The organism is Deinococcus budaensis (assembly GCF_014201885.1).
In the GTDB taxonomy this organism is placed as follows: domain Bacteria; phylum Deinococcota; class Deinococci; order Deinococcales; family Deinococcaceae; genus Deinococcus; species Deinococcus budaensis.
The window spans coordinates 191,460-208,176 of sequence record NZ_JACHFN010000006.1 but is presented as its reverse complement, the minus strand read 5'-3'; the positions used below and the strand labels follow the sequence as shown (position 1 = coordinate 208,176).

The following is a 16,717-nucleotide window of genomic DNA, read 5'->3' as shown; positions in this document are numbered from 1 at the left end:
TCCCCCATGCCGCACGTGATCGTCAGCCCCTGCATCGGCGTCAAGGACAACGCCTGCACCGAAGTCTGCCCCGTGGAGTGCATCTACGACGCGGGCGAGATGTTCCTGATCCACCCCGACGAGTGCATCGACTGCGGCGCCTGCGTGCCCGCCTGCCCGGTGAGCGCGATCTTCCCCGAGGAGGACGTGCCGACCGGCGAGGAAGAGTTCATCGTCAGGAACCGCGCCTTTTTCGGGTTGTAAATCCGTCCCGCCTGGTCCCGCCCCGGTTGCCCGCGACCGGGGTTTCTGCGTGTCTGGATTTTGCGTGGCTGATTTTTACGTGTCTGGCGCGGCCACCCTTGCCCCGGTGGGGCTGGCCCCGCTAGCATGGCTCCCGTCTGCCGGTGCCCTGTCCCGGTGGGCGCGTCCCCCGAGAAAAGGAGGTGATGGACGTGCATCACGAAGCCCCCCCCGAACACGACCCGCCCAGTTCGGCGGCCTGCCCGGTTCTCTTGTCCGGCTCCACGCCATCACCTTTCCGGAGGACGCGCCATGCCACACCGTAACCCCAGGGCGGCCCAGCCGTGCTGACCTACTACCGCAGTATCGGCGGCAAACTTCAGGTCACCGACGGCTATGTGGACGGCGGCTGGATTCACGTCACCGCGCCCACCGCCGAGGAACTTGCCCGCGTCAGCCGCGAGACCGGCCTCGACCTCGACTACCTCAGCTATCCCCTCGACCCCGACGAGCGGTCGCGCTTCGAGCGCGAGGACGGCCAGCTGCTGATCATCATGCAGACGAGCTACCGCCTCGGGGAAGACAGCGACATCCCCTACGACACCGTGCCGCTGGGCATTCTGCACACCGACCACTGCCTGGTCACCGTCTGCGCTAAGGAGAATCCGGTCGTGAACGACGTGGTGAGCGGACTGGTGCGCCGGGTCTCCACCGCCAAGAAAAACCGCCTGACCCTGCAGCTGTTCCTCCGCAACGCCCAGCGCTTCCTGATCGACGTGCGCCAGATCAACAAGCGGGTGGACGCCATCGAGGACCGCATGGAGACGGCCACCCGCAACAAGGAGCTGATGGACCTCCTGAAGCTCGAAAAGAGCCTGGTGTACTTCATCACCGGCCTCAAGGCCAACGAGGCGATGATGGAACGGGTCAAGCGCGACCGCATCTTCGAGATGTACGAGGAGGATTCCGACCTGCTCGACGACGTGCTGATCGAGAACCTCCAGGCCATCGAAATGGCGAGCATCGCCAGCAATATCCTGACGAGCATGGCGGGGGCCTTTGCGTCCGTGATCAGCAACAACGTCAACCAGGTCGTGAAGGTCCTGACCGTGACCACCATTCTGGTCGCCATCCCGACCCTGGTCACCAGCATCTTCGGCATGAACGTGCCGCTGCCCTTTGCCGAAAGCCCGGAAGCGTTGTGGATCGTGCTGGGCATCGCCTCGACGCTGGCGGCCACGCTGGCTTTTCTGTTCTACCGCTGGCGGGTGTTTTGAGGCCGCCTCAGGATGACTGACGGGATCGCGCTCCCCATGTCTCTCACGCTCACACAGGCCCCGATATGACTGACCCCCGCTCCGGCACCCGCTTCGCCGTCTACCTTTGCCCCCCGGCGGGCAGTCCACTGTATGAGGCGGGCAGCGCGCTACTGGGGTTCGACGTGAGGGCCGGGCGGGAGGTGCCGCAGCCCGACTTCCTGACCCCCCAGGACCAGACCGCCGCCGGCCCCTACGGTTTTCACCTGACCGTGGTGGAGGGCTTTTTCACCGATCCCGCGTGGTGGCCGCAGATCGAGGCCGAGGCGCGCGCCTGCGTGGCCTGCCTGTCGCCGGGCGCGACCTTGACCCTCAGTGGCGGGCGGGTGGAGGCCTGGGACGGCGGCGAAACCTGGGTCCACCGCCTGGACCCCGGCGCGCCGCTGCTGGTGCTGCACACGCTGCTGCTCGCCCGGCTCGCGCGCTTCGTGACCGCCTCGCCGTTCGCGGTGCTCGCGGCCCAGGGCCGGTACGCGCATCCCTTCGAGCGGGCGCGCCTGGGGCTGCTGCACACGCCGCGCGGCCTGGATTCCTGGCGGCCCCACTTCACGCTGGTGCAGCCCTACGGCGGCAGCGACCCGGCGAGCCTGCGGGCGCAGCTGGAGGCGCTGACCTCGGCCCACCACACCCAGGCGTACCGCTCGGTAGCCCTTTTCGAGAAGCGCGAGGGCGAGGAACGGTGGCGGGTGCGGGCCGAAGTGCCGCTGGCCTAGAGCATTTGCCATAAGAATGCGGTGGTGTTCCGCATTCGTTGGCCGAGCGGACTTGAAAAGCTGCGGAGCAGAGCGAGCGAATTCGAGAAGAGCATTGGGCGTTTGGGGAGGCACCTGGGGCGCCGTTCCCCAGGGGCCGTAATTCTGTCAAATGCTCTAGAGCCGCTGGGGTTCCCCAGGCACGCTCCCTGAATAGGCCCCGTATCAAGGCGCCCGGGGGACGATGGTCCCCGCGTCGTCCTGGCGAACCAGCCACTGCACGTCCGTGACCCACTGCCCGGCATCCGGCGTGTCCCACGGCCCGACGTGGAAGACCTCCCGCGTCAGGAATTGCCCCGCTACCCGCTGCACCGGCCGGCCGTCCTGCTGCATCCGCCCCAGCAACATGCCCATCACATGCCAGATGTGCTCGTACGGCCCGGTATGTTTCACCCCGTACCACTGCCCCGCTGGCGTCGTCCCCACCAGCACGTTCCCTTCCGCCGGAACAGGCTCCGTCACTTCGAAGCCCGCGTACACCTCGACGCCCTTCAAGACGTCGCGGTGCGTCTTTGTCGGCAGGCTCAACGTCGTCGGTGGACTGGCGGGCGTCACGCCATGCCGGGAGAGATAAGCCTGGACGGTGCCGAACGCTTGCTCACGGTCTGCCTCGAACCCCGACATGTTCGTCACGTAGTAGAGGGACACCCAGGGACGCGAAGGCTGGTGCCCAACCATCACCTCGTATTGTTGCCCTCGCCAGGGGTGGTCCCGCTTGCGCTGGAGGGATTGCAAGCCATGCTGACGGTGCTCGATCTCCCGCTTCAGTTGCGCGATCTTCCAGTCGTACAACACCCCCTGATGCTCCAGCGTGGGGTCACGCATGAAGTCGCGCAGCATCTCGAGGGGAACTTCCAAAATGTGGACTTCGGCCAGGAGGTGCATCTGCCGCCGCTGCGTCTCGGTGTACGAGCGGTACCCGGTGTCCGGATCGACGAAGGCCGGTTTGAGCACGTCCTCCTCGTCGTAGTACCGCAGGGTCCTGACGGGAAATCCGGTGAGCTTGGCGAACTGGCCAATGCTGTACAGCGCCCGGTCGGGGCGGTCGCTCGACATACAGGCCTCCACCACCTTCCGCTTAAACGGGCTGAGGTTCGGGAACGTCCAGCCGGGTGGCGAGGTGGTGCAGCCAGAGGGCCAGGGCGTGACGGACGGACCCCGCAGGACGGGGGGTGGAGCGAGGCCGCCCGGGAATGTACCGGCATTCGGCGGCCACCCGGTCACCCACGCGCTGGACTTCGAACAGGAAGCGGGCCTGGTTGATATCCATGGGGTTTCCTCCTGAATGTCACCGTAGACCCTCCACCCACGGGAGAGTCAAGCGGCAGCCACCGTCCGGGGCCAGACCCTGGTCCTCCCCCGGTTTCTCTGCCGTTTTCAGTCGCTTCCAGCGGAAGCGGGCCGGGAGCTTCACGCGCCCGCCCCGGCACTCGCCTACACTCGGCGGGTGAACAGCAGCGCGGGAATGGACGGAAGCGGGATGCGGGTGGTCGTGGCGACCGGGAATGCGGGCAAGGTGCGCGAGATCGAGGAAGCGCTGGGGGGCCTGGGCTGGAGCCTGACGGGCCTGAACGGCATTTCCCTCCCCGAGGAGACGGGCACGACTTACGAGGAAAACGCCGCCCTCAAAGCCTGCGCGGCGGCGATGATGGCCCGCTCGCCCGCCCTGGCCGACGACTCGGGTCTGGAGGTCGCGGCCCTGGACGGCCAGCCGGGGGTGTACAGCGCCCGTTTCGGGGGCCGCGCGAGTGACCTGGAGCGCAACGTCTACCTGCTCGAGCGCCTGCGCGGCCAGGCCGACCGCCGCGCGAAGTTCGTGTCGGTGGTGATCCTGGCCTACCCCGACGGGCACCTGGAAACCTACCGGGGCGAGCTGAGCGGCACGCTCCTGGAAGGCCCGCGCGGCGAGAACGGCTTCGGCTACGACCCCCTCTTCGTGCCCGACGGCGAGGCGCGCACCCTGGCCGAGATGACGGTCGCGGAAAAGCGGGCCATCAGCCACCGGGGCCGGGCGCTCGCCGCCCTGATGCAGGCCCACCGGGGCGGGCCGCCTGCCCGCGAGGTCACCCGGCTGGAGTAGGGCAGGGAAAAAGTCACCGAAAGAGGCCAGCCGGACAACGTTGTCCGGCTGGCCGCTGAGGGGTCAGCAACGGGTTACTCCCCCGCGTGCTCCCGCACGTCGTTTTTCAGCCGCATCAGGATCGCGCCCATGCCGCGCAGGCGCATCGGGGTGATCAGTTCGGTCAGGCCCATGTCCATGTAGAACTGGTCCGGGATGTTCAGGATCGTCTCGGGGGACTCGCCCGCCAGCGCCTCGTGCAAGATGCCCGCGTAGCCGCGCACGGTGGGCGCTTCTTCCGGCACCTTGAAATACATGTTCACGCCGCCGCCCTCTGCCCGCTCGGTGACCAGAAAAAAGGGGCTGGCGCACTCGGGCACCGGCTGAAGAAACTCGGGGTGCTCGACGTACTTCTCGGGCAGCGGGGGCAATTTCTTGCTGTATTCCAGCAGGGCCTGGAGCCGCAGCGGCTTGGGCGCGGACTTGAACAGGCTCACGATGTTCTGGAGCTTTTCCGGCAGGGGCGCGGGGTCGGTCATGCGGCCACTGTACCCCCCACCTCCCGCACGCTATGGTGAGGCCTGTCCAGTTGACCGTTTTGGTCAACCATTGCCCGCGCCCCCTACACTCAGCTGGGCATGCTCGTCGGCCCGCCGCCCAGGCCCCTTTTCAGGAGGAACAGATTATGGAATACGCGAAAGACGTCCTCGTCAGCACCGACTGGGTCGCCCAGAACCTGAACACGCCCGGCGTCCGCCTCGTGGAGGTGGACGAGGACATCCTGCTGTACGAGACTGGGCACCTCCCCGGCGCCGTCAAGGTGGACTGGCAGGGCGACTTCTGGCACCCCCACGAGCGCGAGTTCGTCAGCGCCGAGGAGCTGTCGGCTTTCCTGGGCCGCCTGGGTCTGAAAGAGGGCGACCAGATCGTTCTCTACGGCGACAAGAGCAACTGGTGGGCCGCCTACGCCTACTGGTTCCTGAGCTACAACGGCGTGCAGAACCTGCGGCTGATGAACGGCGGGCGCCAGAAGTGGGTGGCGGAAGGCCGCGAGCTGACCACCGACGTGCCCTCCTTTGAGCCGACCCAGTACCCCGCCCTGCGCCGCGACGAGAGCCTGCGTGCCTACCGCGACGAGGTCAAGGCGCACATCGAGACGGTGCGGGCCGGACAGGGCGCGATGGTGGATGTCCGCAGCCCCGACGAGTTCTCCGGCAAGGTCACCCACATGCCCAACTACCCGCAGGAAGGCGTGCTGCGCGGCGGCCACATCCCCGGCGCGGCGAACATCCCCTGGGCGCGGGCGACCAACGAGGACGGCACCTTCAAGACCGCCGACGAACTCAGCGCCCTGTACGCGGGCGAGGGGGTGACCCCCGACAAGGACGTGATCGCCTACTGCCGCATCGCCGAGCGCAGCAGCCACTCCTGGTTCGTGCTGCGCGAACTGCTCGGGTACCCCAAGGTCCGCAACTACGACGGCTCGTGGACCGAGTGGGGCAACGCGGTCGGCCTGCCCATCGAAAAGACCTACAGCGAGGCGTAAGCCCCCAGCCCCCACGGGCGGCGGGTCGGAGAGGGAGAGGGGGCAGGCTCCCGGCTTCTGTGACCGTGCGGATGGGGGCTTGGCCGTTTCTTGCCTTTGGGGAGCAGCCCCTCCGGTCAGGGGAAGCGCCGGGAGGCGGGCGGACCGTAAGGTGGGGGCATGAAGTTCCTGCTGATCGTGCTGCTCGTGCTGGTGGTGGCGGCTGTGCTCCTGAGCCTGAGAAAGCGGCGGTCAGCTGGCCCGCGCCTGCCGTCGGCCCGGCCCCCCGGCACCGCTGGCCTCGACGAGGAGGTGGCGCTGCGCCCCGACGTGGACCCCGCCGCCGTCGCCGCCGCCCGCGCCCGCATCTCTGCGGACGTGCCCGACGAGGTCCTGTCCGACGCCCTGCTCGACGCCACGCCCCGGCAACTCGCCTCCATGCTCGCCGCCGTGCCCGCCGAGGTGATGGCCGGGGCGGTGGGGCGCCCGGCAGGTGCCGGTGCCGCGCAGCCCCAGCAGGCCAGCCGCGAGGACCTCGCCAGTTTGAAAAAGGTCAGCGAGTCGGTGGACGACCTCGAAATCTGGAGCTTCGGGGACAAGAGTTGAGCGCCAGATGGAGAGAGGTCAGGCGGAAAGATTCGGCCATGCTTTCCAGATGACCGGGGAAGTCCGGCGGCCTCTTGTGCACATCCCCGGTGATGCCGTGGGCGGCGGGCTGCGGGTAGACGTGCTGCGAGACGGGCAGGTGCGGGTGCGGGCGCTCCCCTCCGGCCCGGATCTACTCACCGGGACGCTGGAGGAAGCGGCCGTCCTGGCCGGGATGCTGCCTGGCCTCAGCCCCGCCGTGCTGGAAGCGCTGGACTGGGAGTTGGGGTTGATGGGACTGCGCGGAGAGGGCGGTTAGTTCAGCCCCTCGGCCTCGCGGACGGTGGCGAGGACGCGCTCGCGGATGCTGCGTTCCTCGCGCAGGTAGCGGCCCGCGCTCATCTGCACGCCGATGGCAGCGACCACGCCTCCCGCGTGGCGGTAGGGCACGCCCAGGGTGCATTGCCCCGGGATCCATTCCTCGATGGAATAGGCGTAGCCCCGGCGCCGCACGCGCGCGACTTCGGTGCGCCACTCGTCGGCGGTGGTGATGCTGCTGTCTGTCAGCGCCGCGAAGGTCTGCGGCTGGAGGTCGGCGTGGGCGTACAGGATCTTGCCGCTGGCGGTCGCGGTGGCCGGCAGGTAGATGTCGAGCGGCAGGTCGATGTCGGCGTCGGGATGGCGCTCGCGAATCGCGCAGACGACCTCCTCGCCCTCCAGGATGCACAAGAAGGCCACCGCCTGCACGTCCATCGCCAGCCGGGTGATCAGGGCGCGGGCGTCGGGAAACCACGGCAGCGCCGAGGTGAGCTGCGCGCCCATCTCGGCGATATGCCACGACAGGCGGTACTTGCCCGCCGGAGTGCGGCGCAGAAACCCGGCGCCCGTCAGCCCGGCGAGGTAGGCGTGGGCCGTGGCGCGGGGCACGCTCAGATGCGCGGCCAGCGCCCGCACGCCCCACTCGGGCTGGTCAGCGCTGAACGCCCCAAGGATGCTGGCGGCCTTCTGTAAGGAGAGCACCTGTCCAGCTTACAGGGACGCAGCGGGGAGTGTATATGGTTCGCGCGGGCGCCGCTGGCCCTAACCGTCCTCGTCCTCCGGCTCGCGTTCCTCGGGCGGCAGAAAGCGGGCGTGGTCCTCGGTGGGCGTGCGGTTGCCCCGCTGGCCCTCGGCGGGGCCGGTGTCCAGGCCGCTGATCAGCACCTCGCCGCGCGCCTGCCTGGCCTGGGGAGCCTGCTTGCCCGTCCGCCGCCGCCGCCGGTCCTCAGGATGCTGGGTCATGCTCCAGGGTACGGCCCCGGGGGGCGCGGGTGGTGTGGGCGCGGCGATAAGCGGGCCGGGCACGGGGCGCCCAGGTCTACACCCGCAGCACGCTGTGGTCCCCCACCGCGAGTTGCAGCCCCGCCTGGGTGGGCGCGGTGACGGTTGCCCGGCGCCCGATCACCGCGTGGGTGAGGGGCCGTGACGGCGACAGGACGCGGGCGTGCTCGTCCACCAGCGTGTCCGAGAGGACCGCCTCCTCCACCTGCGCGTGCGGCCCGACGCTGACGTTCGGCCCCAGGCGGCTGTCCACGACCCGGGCGCCGGGGCCGATCCACAGCGGGCCGGTGAGGGTAGATCCCCGCACCACCGCGCCCGCTTCCACCACCACCGCGCCGCTGAGCACGCTGCCGGTCACGTCGCCGTCCACCCGGGGGGGCAGGCAGCCCAGAAAGTGGGCGCTGGCGGTCAGCAGATCGGTGGGCGTGCCCGCGTCGCTCCAGAAGCCGCCGAAAGGCACGGCCCGCACCCGCCCGCCCGCCGCGATCACCCGCAACAGCGCCTGCGGAAACTCGATCTCGCCGCGCTCGCTGACCTCCAGCCGCTCGACCTCCTCGAGGACGTGCCCGTGCAGGGCGAAGACCCCGCAGGCCGCCAGGTCGCTCGCGGGGCGCCGGGGCTTCTCGTCGAGGCGGGTCAGCCAGCCGCCCTGCACGGTCGCCACCCCGTAGGCGCTGGGGTCCGCCACCTGCTTGACCCCCAGCGCCGCGTCGGCGCCGTCGAGCGCCTGCACCAGCGGCGCCAGCGGGTCGGCAAAGAGGTTGTCTCCCAGGTACAGCAGCGCCGGGCCGCCCGCCAGAAAGCCGCGCGCCGCGAGCAGGGCGTGGCCGGTGCCGCGCGGCTCGTCCTGCCGCAGGAAGGTCAGCGGGCCTTCCCCCCGGGTCGCGGCGCGCAGGTCGGCCTCGCTCGCCGGGCTGCTCACCACCGCGATTTCCCCCACGCCAGCCGCCCGCAGCGCCCGCACCGCCCGCGCGATGATGGGCACCCCCGCGATGGGCACGGCCGGTTTGGGCCGCCCGGCACTCACGGGAAGAAGACGGCTGCCACGTCCGGCAGCGAGAATGACGCCTTTCATAGGGTTCGGGGCGAGTATACCCGCCCAGCTGTGAGAGACCGGGGAGAACGGCGGCGCGGCCCCCCGCGCCCCCCTTCAGCGCGTCAGGGCCTCCTCCAGCGCTTCGGCAAAGGCGTCCTCGTCGTCCAGCCAGGGGTAATGCCCGGCGTCGAGGACCGTCACGTCGGCTCCCGCGAGGTCGGCCAGCCACTCGACCTGTTCGGGGTAGCTGGTGCGGTCGTGGACGCCCGCGATCACGAACAGCGGACGGCGGATCTCCTGCAAAAAGGGCACGTACTCGAACTCCCACAGGCCCTGGTTGACCAGCGCCTGCTGCACCTCGCCGCCGCCCAGCAGCTGGCTTCCGGCATCGATGAATTCCAGGCGCATCCGGCTGGGCGCGCCCTGAAATTGCAGCGCGTTGAGCAGGTCGCGGGCGTTGAGCAGCGCGAAGGCCGCCTCGATGCGCGCCGCGCCCACCGCCGGATACTCGCCTTCCGGGGTGCGCGCCCGCAGGGCCGGGGCGGGATCGTCGAGCGGCGTGCCGCGCAGCGCGGACGCCTCGCGCAGCAGCGTCAGCGCGAGTTCGGGAAAATGCACCCAGGGATTGACCACGACCACCCGCGCGGTACGGGTCGGCCAGCGCCGCGCGTACTCCAGCGCCACCAGCGCCCCGAACCCGTGCCCCAGCGGCACGAGGCTCTCGGCGCCCAGGTACTCGCGCAGCGCGTCGAGGTCGGCCACCAGCGTGTCGAGGTCGAGGGTCTGCTCGCCCTGCTCGGTGTCCGACAGTGCCCCGCTGCGCCCCGAGCCGCGCTGGTCGAGGTACACCACCCGGCGGTGTTCCAGCCGGTCCCCGAACAGTTCCCGAAAGGAAAAGCTGTTGTACCCGGGACCGCCGTGCAAGAAGACCAGGGGCGGCTGGGGCGAATCTTCCGGGCCGGTCGCCTCGAAATACAGGTCGGCCCCGTTCAGGCGCTCTAGGGTCGGTTCACCGTGCCAGGTCATGGGGGCCATTGTAGAGAGGCTCCTGGCCCGCGCCCTCCCGGGACCGCTACCCTGGCCCGCATGACCGACGCTGCACCGGCCTCCGCGCCGCAGGGGATCGCCTTCACGCTCGACGGGGTGGACGAGCTGACCTTCGCCCGCATCCTGCGCGACGTGCTGCACGACGCGGCCTTTGCGCGGCCCCTTCAGGTGCAGGCGCAGGAGCCGCGCCCCGGCCACCCTGCCCGGCTGACGCTGGTCTTCGCGCCGCAGGAGCGCGCGCGGGCGGTCGGCGCCATGCAGCGGCTCAAGACCCTGCTGCTCCGGTACGGCGTGCAGGTGGATTCGGTGCAGGTGCCCGCAGAAAGCTGACCGGGCGTTAAGAGTCCGTAAAGCGGCCCGGTTACCCGCCCCGGCCCTCCCGGCCCCTACGATGCGGAATAAACAGGCTCAGGCCGGGAGACAAAGGCACCCCATCATGGAACAACGCATCCTCTTGATCGAAGACAACCCCGACATCAGCCGCGTCGTCCAGTACGAGCTGGAACAGGCGGGCTACCGGGTGCTGACCGCGCCCGACGGGGTCACGGGCCTCACCAGCGCGCGCGAGAACAGCCCTGAACTCGTGATTCTCGACCTGGGTCTGCCCGACTTCGACGGGGCCGAGATCGCCCGGCGGCTGCGCAAGACCAGCAGCGTGCCCATCATCATCCTCACCGCGATGGACGCCGTGGACCGCAAGGTCAACCTGCTGGAAGCGGGCGCCGACGACTACATGACCAAGCCTTTTCACCCCGAGGAACTCGTCGCGCGCGTCAAGGTTCAGCTCCGGCACCAGCAGCACGGCGAGGTGATCTCCATCGGGGCGCTGGAGATCCATCCGCAAAAGCGGCTGTGCCACTACAACGGCCACGAGGTCCGGCTCTCGCCCAAGGAGTTCGACCTGCTGACCTTCCTGGCCCGGCAGCCGGGGCGCGTGTACTCGCGCCAGGAGATCGAGCGCGAGGTCTGGAACGGCGAGCTGCCCAGCAACTCCAACGTGGTGGACGTGCATATGGCGAACATGCGCGCCAAGCTGCGCGACCTCGACGGCTACGGGATCATCCGCACCGTGCGCGGGATCGGCTACGCGCTCAAGACGCCCTGAAAGGTCCAGTGACCTCCCCGGCCCCGTCACTCCGGCGGGGCTTTTTTGTGGCGCGGGCCGACCCCAGTCGCCACATGAACGCGGGTCACGAGGGATGAGGACTCGCTAAAGGCGCTGAGGCTCGCCGGGGGGTCACGATGGGGGGGAGACCCACACAGCAAGCTCCGGGGCGTCCTTTCGATGTGGGTCCTGGGAGAACAGCATGAAGCAAGGTGTTCGCGGCCGCCTCTGGTTCGGTGGAGTCCTCACGTTGTCCCTCGCCGCCTGCGGTCAGCCGCAGCCGAGTCTGCCTGCCGGGGCGGACCCCTACGCGGGCGGCGTCTCTTACCCCTGGTCGTACACGGCGCCCGCCGGGAAGCTCGGCGCCCTCAGCCTGACCCCCGGCCAGAACAACCTGTACTACGAGCCGATCCTGGCCGCCAGGAATGCCTGGGGTCCCATCGAGATCGACCGCAGCAACGGCGAGCGGGCCGCCGGGGACGGCCGGACGATCACCCTTGACGGCAAGACCTACCAGCGGGGCTTCGGCACCCACGCGGGCAGCGAGCTGCGCTTCAGCCTCCAGGGGACGGGAGCGGTGTGCACCCGCTTCACGGCCGACATCGGCGTGGACGACGAGGTGGGGAACCGCGGCAGCGTCGTCTTTCAGGTCTTTCTCGACAACGAGAAGGTCTACGACTCGGGCACGATGACGGGCGCGAGCACGACCAAGACCGTGGACGTGAACGTGGCGGGCAAGGGGGAACTGCGGCTGGTGGTCACCGACGCCGGGGACGGCATCCACTACGACCACGCCGACTGGGCGCGGCCCCTGATCTCGTGCCTGCCCGACGCGCCCCTCAACCTGACGGCGAGCCTGCGCGGGGCGGTCACCCCGGAGGGCGTCCGGCGGCACCTGGACGTCTTCCAGAGGCTGGCGGACAACAACGGCGGCAACCGCGCCGCCCACCTGCCCGGCTACGCCGCCTCCGCCGCCTACGTGCAGCGGCAACTGGAGGCCGCCGGGTACAGCGTGCGCCTCCAGCCCTTCACCTACCCGGTCTTCCTCGACCGCTCGGCGCTGGCGCAGACGGCCCCCACCGCCCGGACCTTGATCCGGGGGCAGGACTTCACGTCCATGACCTTCAGCCCCGAGGGGCAGGTCTCCGGGCAGGTGCAGGGCGTGGACCTCACGCTGCCGCCCCCGCCCGCGCCGTCCTCGACCAGCGGCTGCGAGGCGGGCGACTTCGCGGGCTTCACCAGGGGCAACATTGCGCTCGTGCAGCGCGGCACCTGCTCCTTTGCGCAAAAGGCCCTCAACGCCCAGGCGGCGGGGGCCACGGCCGTCATCGTCTTCAACGAGGGCCAGCCGGGCCGCACGGGCGTGATCGCCGGGACCCTCGGCGGGGCCGACTCGGGCGTGACCATCCCGGTGCTGGGCGCCAGCTTCGAGGTCGGCCGCGCCCTGAACGGCGCTTCCGCCGACCTGAAAGTCGAGATCGAGGAGCAGCAGCGCACCACCACCAACGTCATCGCCGACACGCAGGCGGGCCGGACTGATCACGTCGTGGTGGTCGGCGCGCACCTCGACTCGGTGGAGGAAGGCCCCGGCATCAACGACAACGGCAGCGGCAGCGCCGCCATCCTGGAGACGGCCCTCCAGATGGCCAAGCTCGGCATCCAGCCGCGCAACCAGGTGCGCTTCGCCTTCTGGGGCGCGGAGGAAGAGGGGCTGCTCGGTTCCGAGTACTACGTGGCCCAGCTCGGCCCCGAGGCCCAGGCGAACATCGCGCTGAATCTCAACTTCGACATGGTCGGCTCGCCCAACTTCGCCCGCTTCGTCTACGACGGCGACGGCTCCGACAGTCAGGCGGGGCCTCCCGGCTCGGACACCATCGAGCGGGTCTTCGTGGACTACTTCGAGACGCAGGGGCTGGCGTCGCGCCCCACCGAGTTCAGCGGCCGGTCCGACTACGGCCCCTTTATCGGGGTCGGCATTCCCGCCGGGGGTCTCTTTACGGGCGCCGAGGGCCGCAAGACGCCGGAGGAGGCCGCGCTGTTCGGCGGCGCGGCGGGCGTGGCCTACGACCCGTGCTACCACCAGGCCTGCGACACCCTCGCCAACGTCAACGTCACGGCCCTCGACCAGATGAGCGACGCGGCGGCCCACGCCATCCTCTACTTCGCCCAGGCCACCGACACGCTGAGGGGCCTGTCGGCCCAGACGGCGCGGCGCCCGCTCAACACCCTGACCTACAAGGGCAACCGCCTGCTGCGCTGAGCCCCACCCTCTCCCGCCCCCGGCTCCCGGCTCTCCCGGTGGAGCCGGGGTCCCGTCGTGCCGCCAGCGGGTCGGGCGGCCGGGGGAAGGCAGGCCATCGGAGGGCGTCCGGTCCTGCCCCTCCGCTTCGCCGCCTGGCCAGTTCGCCCCGCTTCGGTGCTTCCACGCTTCGCCGGCACCCTCGAACTTCCCGTCACACATGGTCGTCGAAAAAGGCCATCACCCGGTTCCAGGCGTCCACGCTCGCCAGCGGGTCGAAGGTGGGGCCGGGGGTGGCGAAGGAGTGGCGGGTGCCGGGGTAGACCTGGATGTCGTTCGGGATGCCCGCCGCCGTCAGTTCGGCCTCCAGCGCGAGGCCATGCCGGGCCGTGGGGTCTTTCTCGGGGTAGCTGCCGACCACCGGGCAACTGCGCCGCACGGCCTCCAGCGGCTTCGGGTTGAAGCCGTAATAGGGCGCGATGGCCCTCACCCGGTCATCGGTGCAGGCCATCGCCACGGCGAGCGAGCCGCCCAGACAGAAACCGACGGCGCCCAGCCTGGAGGGGTCCACCCCGTCCAGCCCCGAGAGCGCCTCTAGCGCCCGGCGGGTGTCGCGCACGCCCTGGTGCTCCAGCGGGTGCAGGAAGGTCCCGGCCAGCATCCGGCTCATGCACACGGCGCGGCTCTGCCCCGCGAAGAGGTCCACGGCGAGCGCCACGTAGCCGGCCCGCGCGAGGCGGTCGGCCACCCCGCGCATGGCGTCCGTCAGGCCGAAAATCTCGTGAATGACGAGCACGCCGGGGGCCTGCCTGCCCGTGACCTCGGGCCGGGCGACATACCCCGCGAGCAGGCGGTCCTCGGAGGCGAACGTGATGGTCTCGGCCATATCGCAACTTACCCCGAACGCCGCCGCGCTACCCTTCCCCTCAATGACCTCTCCCCCAATCAACCGGCTCTTTTACGGCGACAACCTCGGCGTGTTGCGGGAGCATTTTGCGGATGCGAGCGTGGACCTGATCTACCTCGATCCGCCCTTTAACTCGAACGCCGATTACAACGTCATCTTTCACGACCACAAGGGGGGCGGCAGCGCCGCGCAGATTCTGGCGTTCGAGGACACCTGGAAATGGACCCAGGACGCCGAGGAAGCCCTGATCCGCCTGACCGCCGCGCACGGTCCCCTCTCCGAACTGCTCCACCTGATCGTCGGCACGCTCAGAAAAAACGACCTGAGCGCCTACCTCGTGATGATGGCCGAGCGCCTGGTCGAACTGCACAGGGTCCTGAAGGATACGGGCAGCCTATACCTCCACTGCGACCCCACCGCCAGCCACTACCTGAAGATGATTCTGGACGTGATTTTTGGCGCAAAGAACTTCAGGAATGAGATTATCTGGAAGCGGACGAGTTCACATGGGAATGTGAGCAGGGGTTATGGAGACGTAACGGATTCTATCCTGTACTACGCCAAGTCCAAGAACTTTACCTGGAATCAGATTTATAGACCTTATAGCAAGGAGTATGCCGAGAAAAACTTTGGTAAACGGGACGAAAGTGGTAGATACTATGCAACTGAAAACCTCAGAAATCCAAGTGTAAGACCTAACTTACGGTATGATTATTTGGCTAGCAATGGAGTTACATATAAGCCGCATCCGAATGGATGGGCTGTTAGTCTGAGCGTGATGCAAGAATATGATAGGAAGGGCCTCCTCTACTTCCCAGCCAAACAAGATGGCCGTTTAAGGCTCAAACGGTATCTGGACGTTGCACCGGGCGAAAAAATCCAAACGCTCTGGGATGACATCCCGCCGCTTTCTTCTCACGCTGCTGAACGCCTCGGCTACCCCACGCAAAAACCTGTCGCCCTCCTTGAGCGCATCATCGCGGCGTCCTCCAACCCCGGCGACATTGTTCTGGACCCCTTTTGCGGGTGCGGGACGGCGGTGGTGGCGGCGCAGCGGCTGGGGCGGGGGTGGCGCGGGATTGACATTACGCACCTGTCGGTGGCGCTGATGACCTCGCGGCTGGAGAGCGAGTTCGGGTTGCGAGTAGGCGCAGACTTCACGGTGGAGGGCACGCCGGGAGACGAGGACGCGGCGCGGTATCTGTTCGCCCAGGACGCCTTTCAGTTCCAGTTCTGGATCGTGGGGCTGATCGGGGCGCAGCCGTATGGGGCGACCGCCGCGAACAAAAAGGGGAAAAAGGGCGGCGACACCGGGATAGACGGGCTGCTGTATTTCCGCACGCCGGGGGGTGAACGGCTCGAAAAGGGGATCGTGAGTGTCAAGGGCGGCAAGAACCTCAACCCGACGATGGTGCGCGACCTCGTGGGCACGGTGACACGCGAGAAAGCGGCGCTGGGTGTGTTTCTGACGCTGGACGCACCGACCCGGGGAATGCGTGACGAGGCCGCGAAGGCGGGCGTGTACGTGTACGGCGGGCAGTCCTTTCCGCGCATTCAGCTTCTGACCGTGGCGGAGGTGCTGGAGGGCAAGCGGCCCCAGGTGCCTGCCGGGGCGCTGAACGTGAGCCTGGAACGCAAACCCGTCAAGACCGGCGAACGCGAAGCGGCCCGGACCGGCCAACCCCTTCTCTTTGGCGCGGAGGACGGATCATGAACGCCACCCTGACCGCCGTGCCCGGCTTTCGCGTGGGCCACTGGACCGACCCCGTGGGCCTGACCGGCTGCACGGTGATCCTCTGCCCGGACGCGGGCGCGGTGGCCTCGGCGTCCTTTCTCGGCCCCAGCCCCGGCACCCGCGAGGGGGTGCTGCTCGCGCCCGACAAGAAAGTCGAGCGGGTCCACGCCCTGCTGCTCACGGGCGGCAGCGCCTTCGGGCTGGCGGCGGCGAGCGGGGTGGTGCGGGTGCTGGAAGAACGCGGGGTGGGCCACGAGACCCCCTGGGCGCGGGTGCCCCTCGTCCCGGCGGCGGTGGTGTACGACCTGGGGGTGGGCGACCCGGCCGCCCGCCCCGGCGAGCGCGAGGGCGAACTCGCGGCGCGGGCGGCGTCAAGTGCCCCGGTCGGGCGCGGGCGCGTCGGCGCGGGCACAGGCACGACGGCGGGCAAGTACCTGGGGGTGGGGGCCGTGCCGGGCGGGTTGGGCAGCGTGTACCTGGAGCGGCATGGGGTGGCCGCAGGCGCGCTGGCGGTCGTCAATCCCATCGGGGACGTGCTGGACGAGCGCGGCGGGGTGCTGGCGGGGCCGGGCGTGGGGCCGGGCGCCGCCGCCTTCACGCCGGGCGAGGTGGAGAGCACCACCCTGATCGCGGTCGCCACCGAGCACACGCTGACCAAGAACGACGCCCGCCGCCTCGCGGACGCCGCGCAAGCTGCGCTGGGCCGGGTGATTCACCCCAGCCACACCTTCTGGGACGGGGACAGCGCCTTCGTCCTGAGTTCCTGCACCCGGCCCGCCGCCGACCCGCTGCTGCTGGGGGCGCTGGTGCAGGAGGCGGTGTGTGCGGCGGTGCGGGACGCGGTGCGGGCGGCGAACCCCGGAACCTGA

Annotated in this window: 20 protein-coding genes; 12 read left to right on the top strand and 8 right to left on the bottom strand. The window is 69.3% G+C overall.

Annotated features, from left to right (window positions below; genetic code table 11):
* The first annotated feature begins 6 nt into the window (after window positions 1–6).
* From HNQ09_RS10055 to HNQ09_RS10045, 3 genes are all read left to right on the top strand, one after another.
* Window positions 7–243 carry a ferredoxin gene (locus HNQ09_RS10055; protein ID WP_184028615.1) on the top strand — a complete coding sequence of 79 codons (237 nt, stop codon included), beginning with the start codon at window positions 7–9 and terminating at the stop codon, window positions 241–243.
* A 323-nt stretch (window positions 244–566) separates the two neighbouring features.
* Window positions 567–1,499 carry a CorA family divalent cation transporter gene (locus HNQ09_RS10050; RefSeq protein WP_184028612.1) on the top strand — a complete coding sequence of 311 codons (933 nt, stop codon included), beginning with the start codon at window positions 567–569 and terminating at the stop codon, window positions 1,497–1,499.
* Window positions 1,500–1,564: 65 nt separating this feature from the next.
* Window positions 1,565–2,251, top strand: a complete 687-nt coding sequence (locus HNQ09_RS10045; RefSeq protein WP_184028610.1) for a hypothetical protein — start codon at window positions 1,565–1,567, stop codon at window positions 2,249–2,251.
* A gap of 204 nt (window positions 2,252–2,455) precedes the next feature.
* Here HNQ09_RS10045 and HNQ09_RS10040 read toward each other — a convergent pair whose 3' ends face one another.
* Complete coding sequence (locus HNQ09_RS10040) at window positions 2,456–3,346, bottom strand: MerR family transcriptional regulator (protein ID WP_184028608.1); 891 nt, start codon at window positions 3,344–3,346, stop codon at window positions 2,456–2,458.
* 22 nt (window positions 3,347–3,368) lie between these two features.
* The gene (locus HNQ09_RS10035; RefSeq protein WP_184028606.1) at window positions 3,369–3,560 is read right to left on the bottom strand and encodes a hypothetical protein; all 192 of its coding nucleotides are present in this window, start codon (window positions 3,558–3,560) and stop codon (window positions 3,369–3,371) included.
* A gap of 210 nt (window positions 3,561–3,770) precedes the next feature.
* On the opposite strand from HNQ09_RS10035, the gene rdgB reads away from it, so the two are divergent.
* Window positions 3,771–4,370: an RdgB/HAM1 family non-canonical purine NTP pyrophosphatase gene (rdgB, locus tag HNQ09_RS10030; RefSeq protein WP_184028705.1), complete on the top strand. Its 600-nt coding sequence runs from the start codon at window positions 3,771–3,773 to the stop codon at window positions 4,368–4,370.
* A 74-nt stretch (window positions 4,371–4,444) separates the two neighbouring features.
* Here rdgB and HNQ09_RS10025 read toward each other — a convergent pair whose 3' ends face one another.
* The gene (locus tag HNQ09_RS10025; RefSeq protein WP_184028604.1) at window positions 4,445–4,888 is read right to left on the bottom strand and encodes a SufE family protein; all 444 of its coding nucleotides are present in this window, start codon (window positions 4,886–4,888) and stop codon (window positions 4,445–4,447) included.
* 146 nt (window positions 4,889–5,034) lie between these two features.
* Between HNQ09_RS10025 and HNQ09_RS10020 the strand changes: the two genes are divergently transcribed.
* The 3 genes from HNQ09_RS10020 to HNQ09_RS10010 all read left to right on the top strand — a co-directional run bounded on the left by HNQ09_RS10020 (window position 5,035) and on the right by HNQ09_RS10010 (window position 6,778).
* Window positions 5,035–5,895: a sulfurtransferase gene (locus HNQ09_RS10020; RefSeq protein ID WP_184028601.1), complete on the top strand. Its 861-nt coding sequence runs from the start codon at window positions 5,035–5,037 to the stop codon at window positions 5,893–5,895.
* 159 nt (window positions 5,896–6,054) lie between these two features.
* The gene (locus tag HNQ09_RS10015; RefSeq protein ID WP_184028599.1) at window positions 6,055–6,480 is read left to right on the top strand and encodes a hypothetical protein; all 426 of its coding nucleotides are present in this window, start codon (window positions 6,055–6,057) and stop codon (window positions 6,478–6,480) included.
* 49 nt (window positions 6,481–6,529) lie between these two features.
* Entirely contained in the window at window positions 6,530–6,778 is a 249-nt protein-coding gene (locus HNQ09_RS10010) for a hypothetical protein (protein ID WP_184028597.1), read from the top strand.
* On the opposite strand, the gene HNQ09_RS10005 is transcribed toward HNQ09_RS10010, so the two are convergent.
* The 4 genes from HNQ09_RS10005 to HNQ09_RS09990 all read right to left on the bottom strand — a co-directional run bounded on the left by HNQ09_RS10005 (window position 6,775) and on the right by HNQ09_RS09990 (window position 9,841).
* Window positions 6,775–7,479, bottom strand: a complete 705-nt coding sequence (locus HNQ09_RS10005; protein ID WP_184028595.1) for an IclR family transcriptional regulator domain-containing protein — start codon at window positions 7,477–7,479, stop codon at window positions 6,775–6,777. The two genes, HNQ09_RS10010 and HNQ09_RS10005, sit on opposite strands and share 4 nt — an antisense overlap.
* Before the next feature lie 60 nt (window positions 7,480–7,539).
* On the bottom strand, window positions 7,540–7,740 hold the full coding sequence (locus HNQ09_RS10000; RefSeq protein ID WP_184028721.1) for a hypothetical protein: 201 nt from the start codon (window positions 7,738–7,740) through the stop codon (window positions 7,540–7,542).
* A 76-nt stretch (window positions 7,741–7,816) separates the two neighbouring features.
* Complete coding sequence (locus tag HNQ09_RS09995) at window positions 7,817–8,854, bottom strand: sugar phosphate nucleotidyltransferase (RefSeq protein ID WP_184028593.1); 1,038 nt, start codon at window positions 8,852–8,854, stop codon at window positions 7,817–7,819.
* A gap of 75 nt (window positions 8,855–8,929) precedes the next feature.
* A complete protein-coding gene (locus HNQ09_RS09990) occupies window positions 8,930–9,841 on the bottom strand; it encodes an alpha/beta fold hydrolase (protein WP_184028591.1) in 912 nt (303 codons plus the stop codon).
* Between the two features lie 60 nt (window positions 9,842–9,901).
* Here HNQ09_RS09990 and HNQ09_RS09985 point away from each other — a divergent pair, with 60 nt between their 5' ends.
* The 3 genes from HNQ09_RS09985 (at window position 9,902) to HNQ09_RS09975 (ending at window position 13,227) form a co-directional block, all read left to right on the top strand.
* A complete protein-coding gene (locus HNQ09_RS09985) occupies window positions 9,902–10,192 on the top strand; it encodes a hypothetical protein (protein WP_184028589.1) in 291 nt (96 codons plus the stop codon).
* A 106-nt stretch (window positions 10,193–10,298) separates the two neighbouring features.
* Window positions 10,299–10,967 carry a response regulator transcription factor gene (locus HNQ09_RS09980; protein ID WP_184028587.1) on the top strand — a complete coding sequence of 223 codons (669 nt, stop codon included), beginning with the start codon at window positions 10,299–10,301 and terminating at the stop codon, window positions 10,965–10,967.
* Between the two features lie 202 nt (window positions 10,968–11,169).
* Complete coding sequence (locus HNQ09_RS09975; protein WP_184028585.1) at window positions 11,170–13,227, top strand: M20/M25/M40 family metallo-hydrolase; 2,058 nt, start codon at window positions 11,170–11,172, stop codon at window positions 13,225–13,227.
* 193 nt (window positions 13,228–13,420) lie between these two features.
* Here the strand turns inward: HNQ09_RS09975 and HNQ09_RS09970 are convergent, their stop codons facing one another.
* The gene (locus tag HNQ09_RS09970) at window positions 13,421–14,092 is read right to left on the bottom strand and encodes a dienelactone hydrolase family protein (protein WP_184028582.1); all 672 of its coding nucleotides are present in this window, start codon (window positions 14,090–14,092) and stop codon (window positions 13,421–13,423) included.
* A 43-nt stretch (window positions 14,093–14,135) separates the two neighbouring features.
* Between HNQ09_RS09970 and HNQ09_RS09965 the strand changes: the two genes are divergently transcribed.
* Window positions 14,136–15,827 (top strand): DNA methyltransferase, encoded by a 1,692-nt coding sequence (locus HNQ09_RS09965; protein ID WP_184028579.1) that lies wholly within the window; start codon window positions 14,136–14,138, stop codon window positions 15,825–15,827.
* On the top strand, window positions 15,824–16,717 hold the full coding sequence (locus tag HNQ09_RS09960; protein ID WP_184028577.1) for a P1 family peptidase: 894 nt from the start codon (window positions 15,824–15,826) through the stop codon (window positions 16,715–16,717). The genes HNQ09_RS09965 and HNQ09_RS09960 overlap by 4 nt, the downstream gene beginning before the upstream one ends.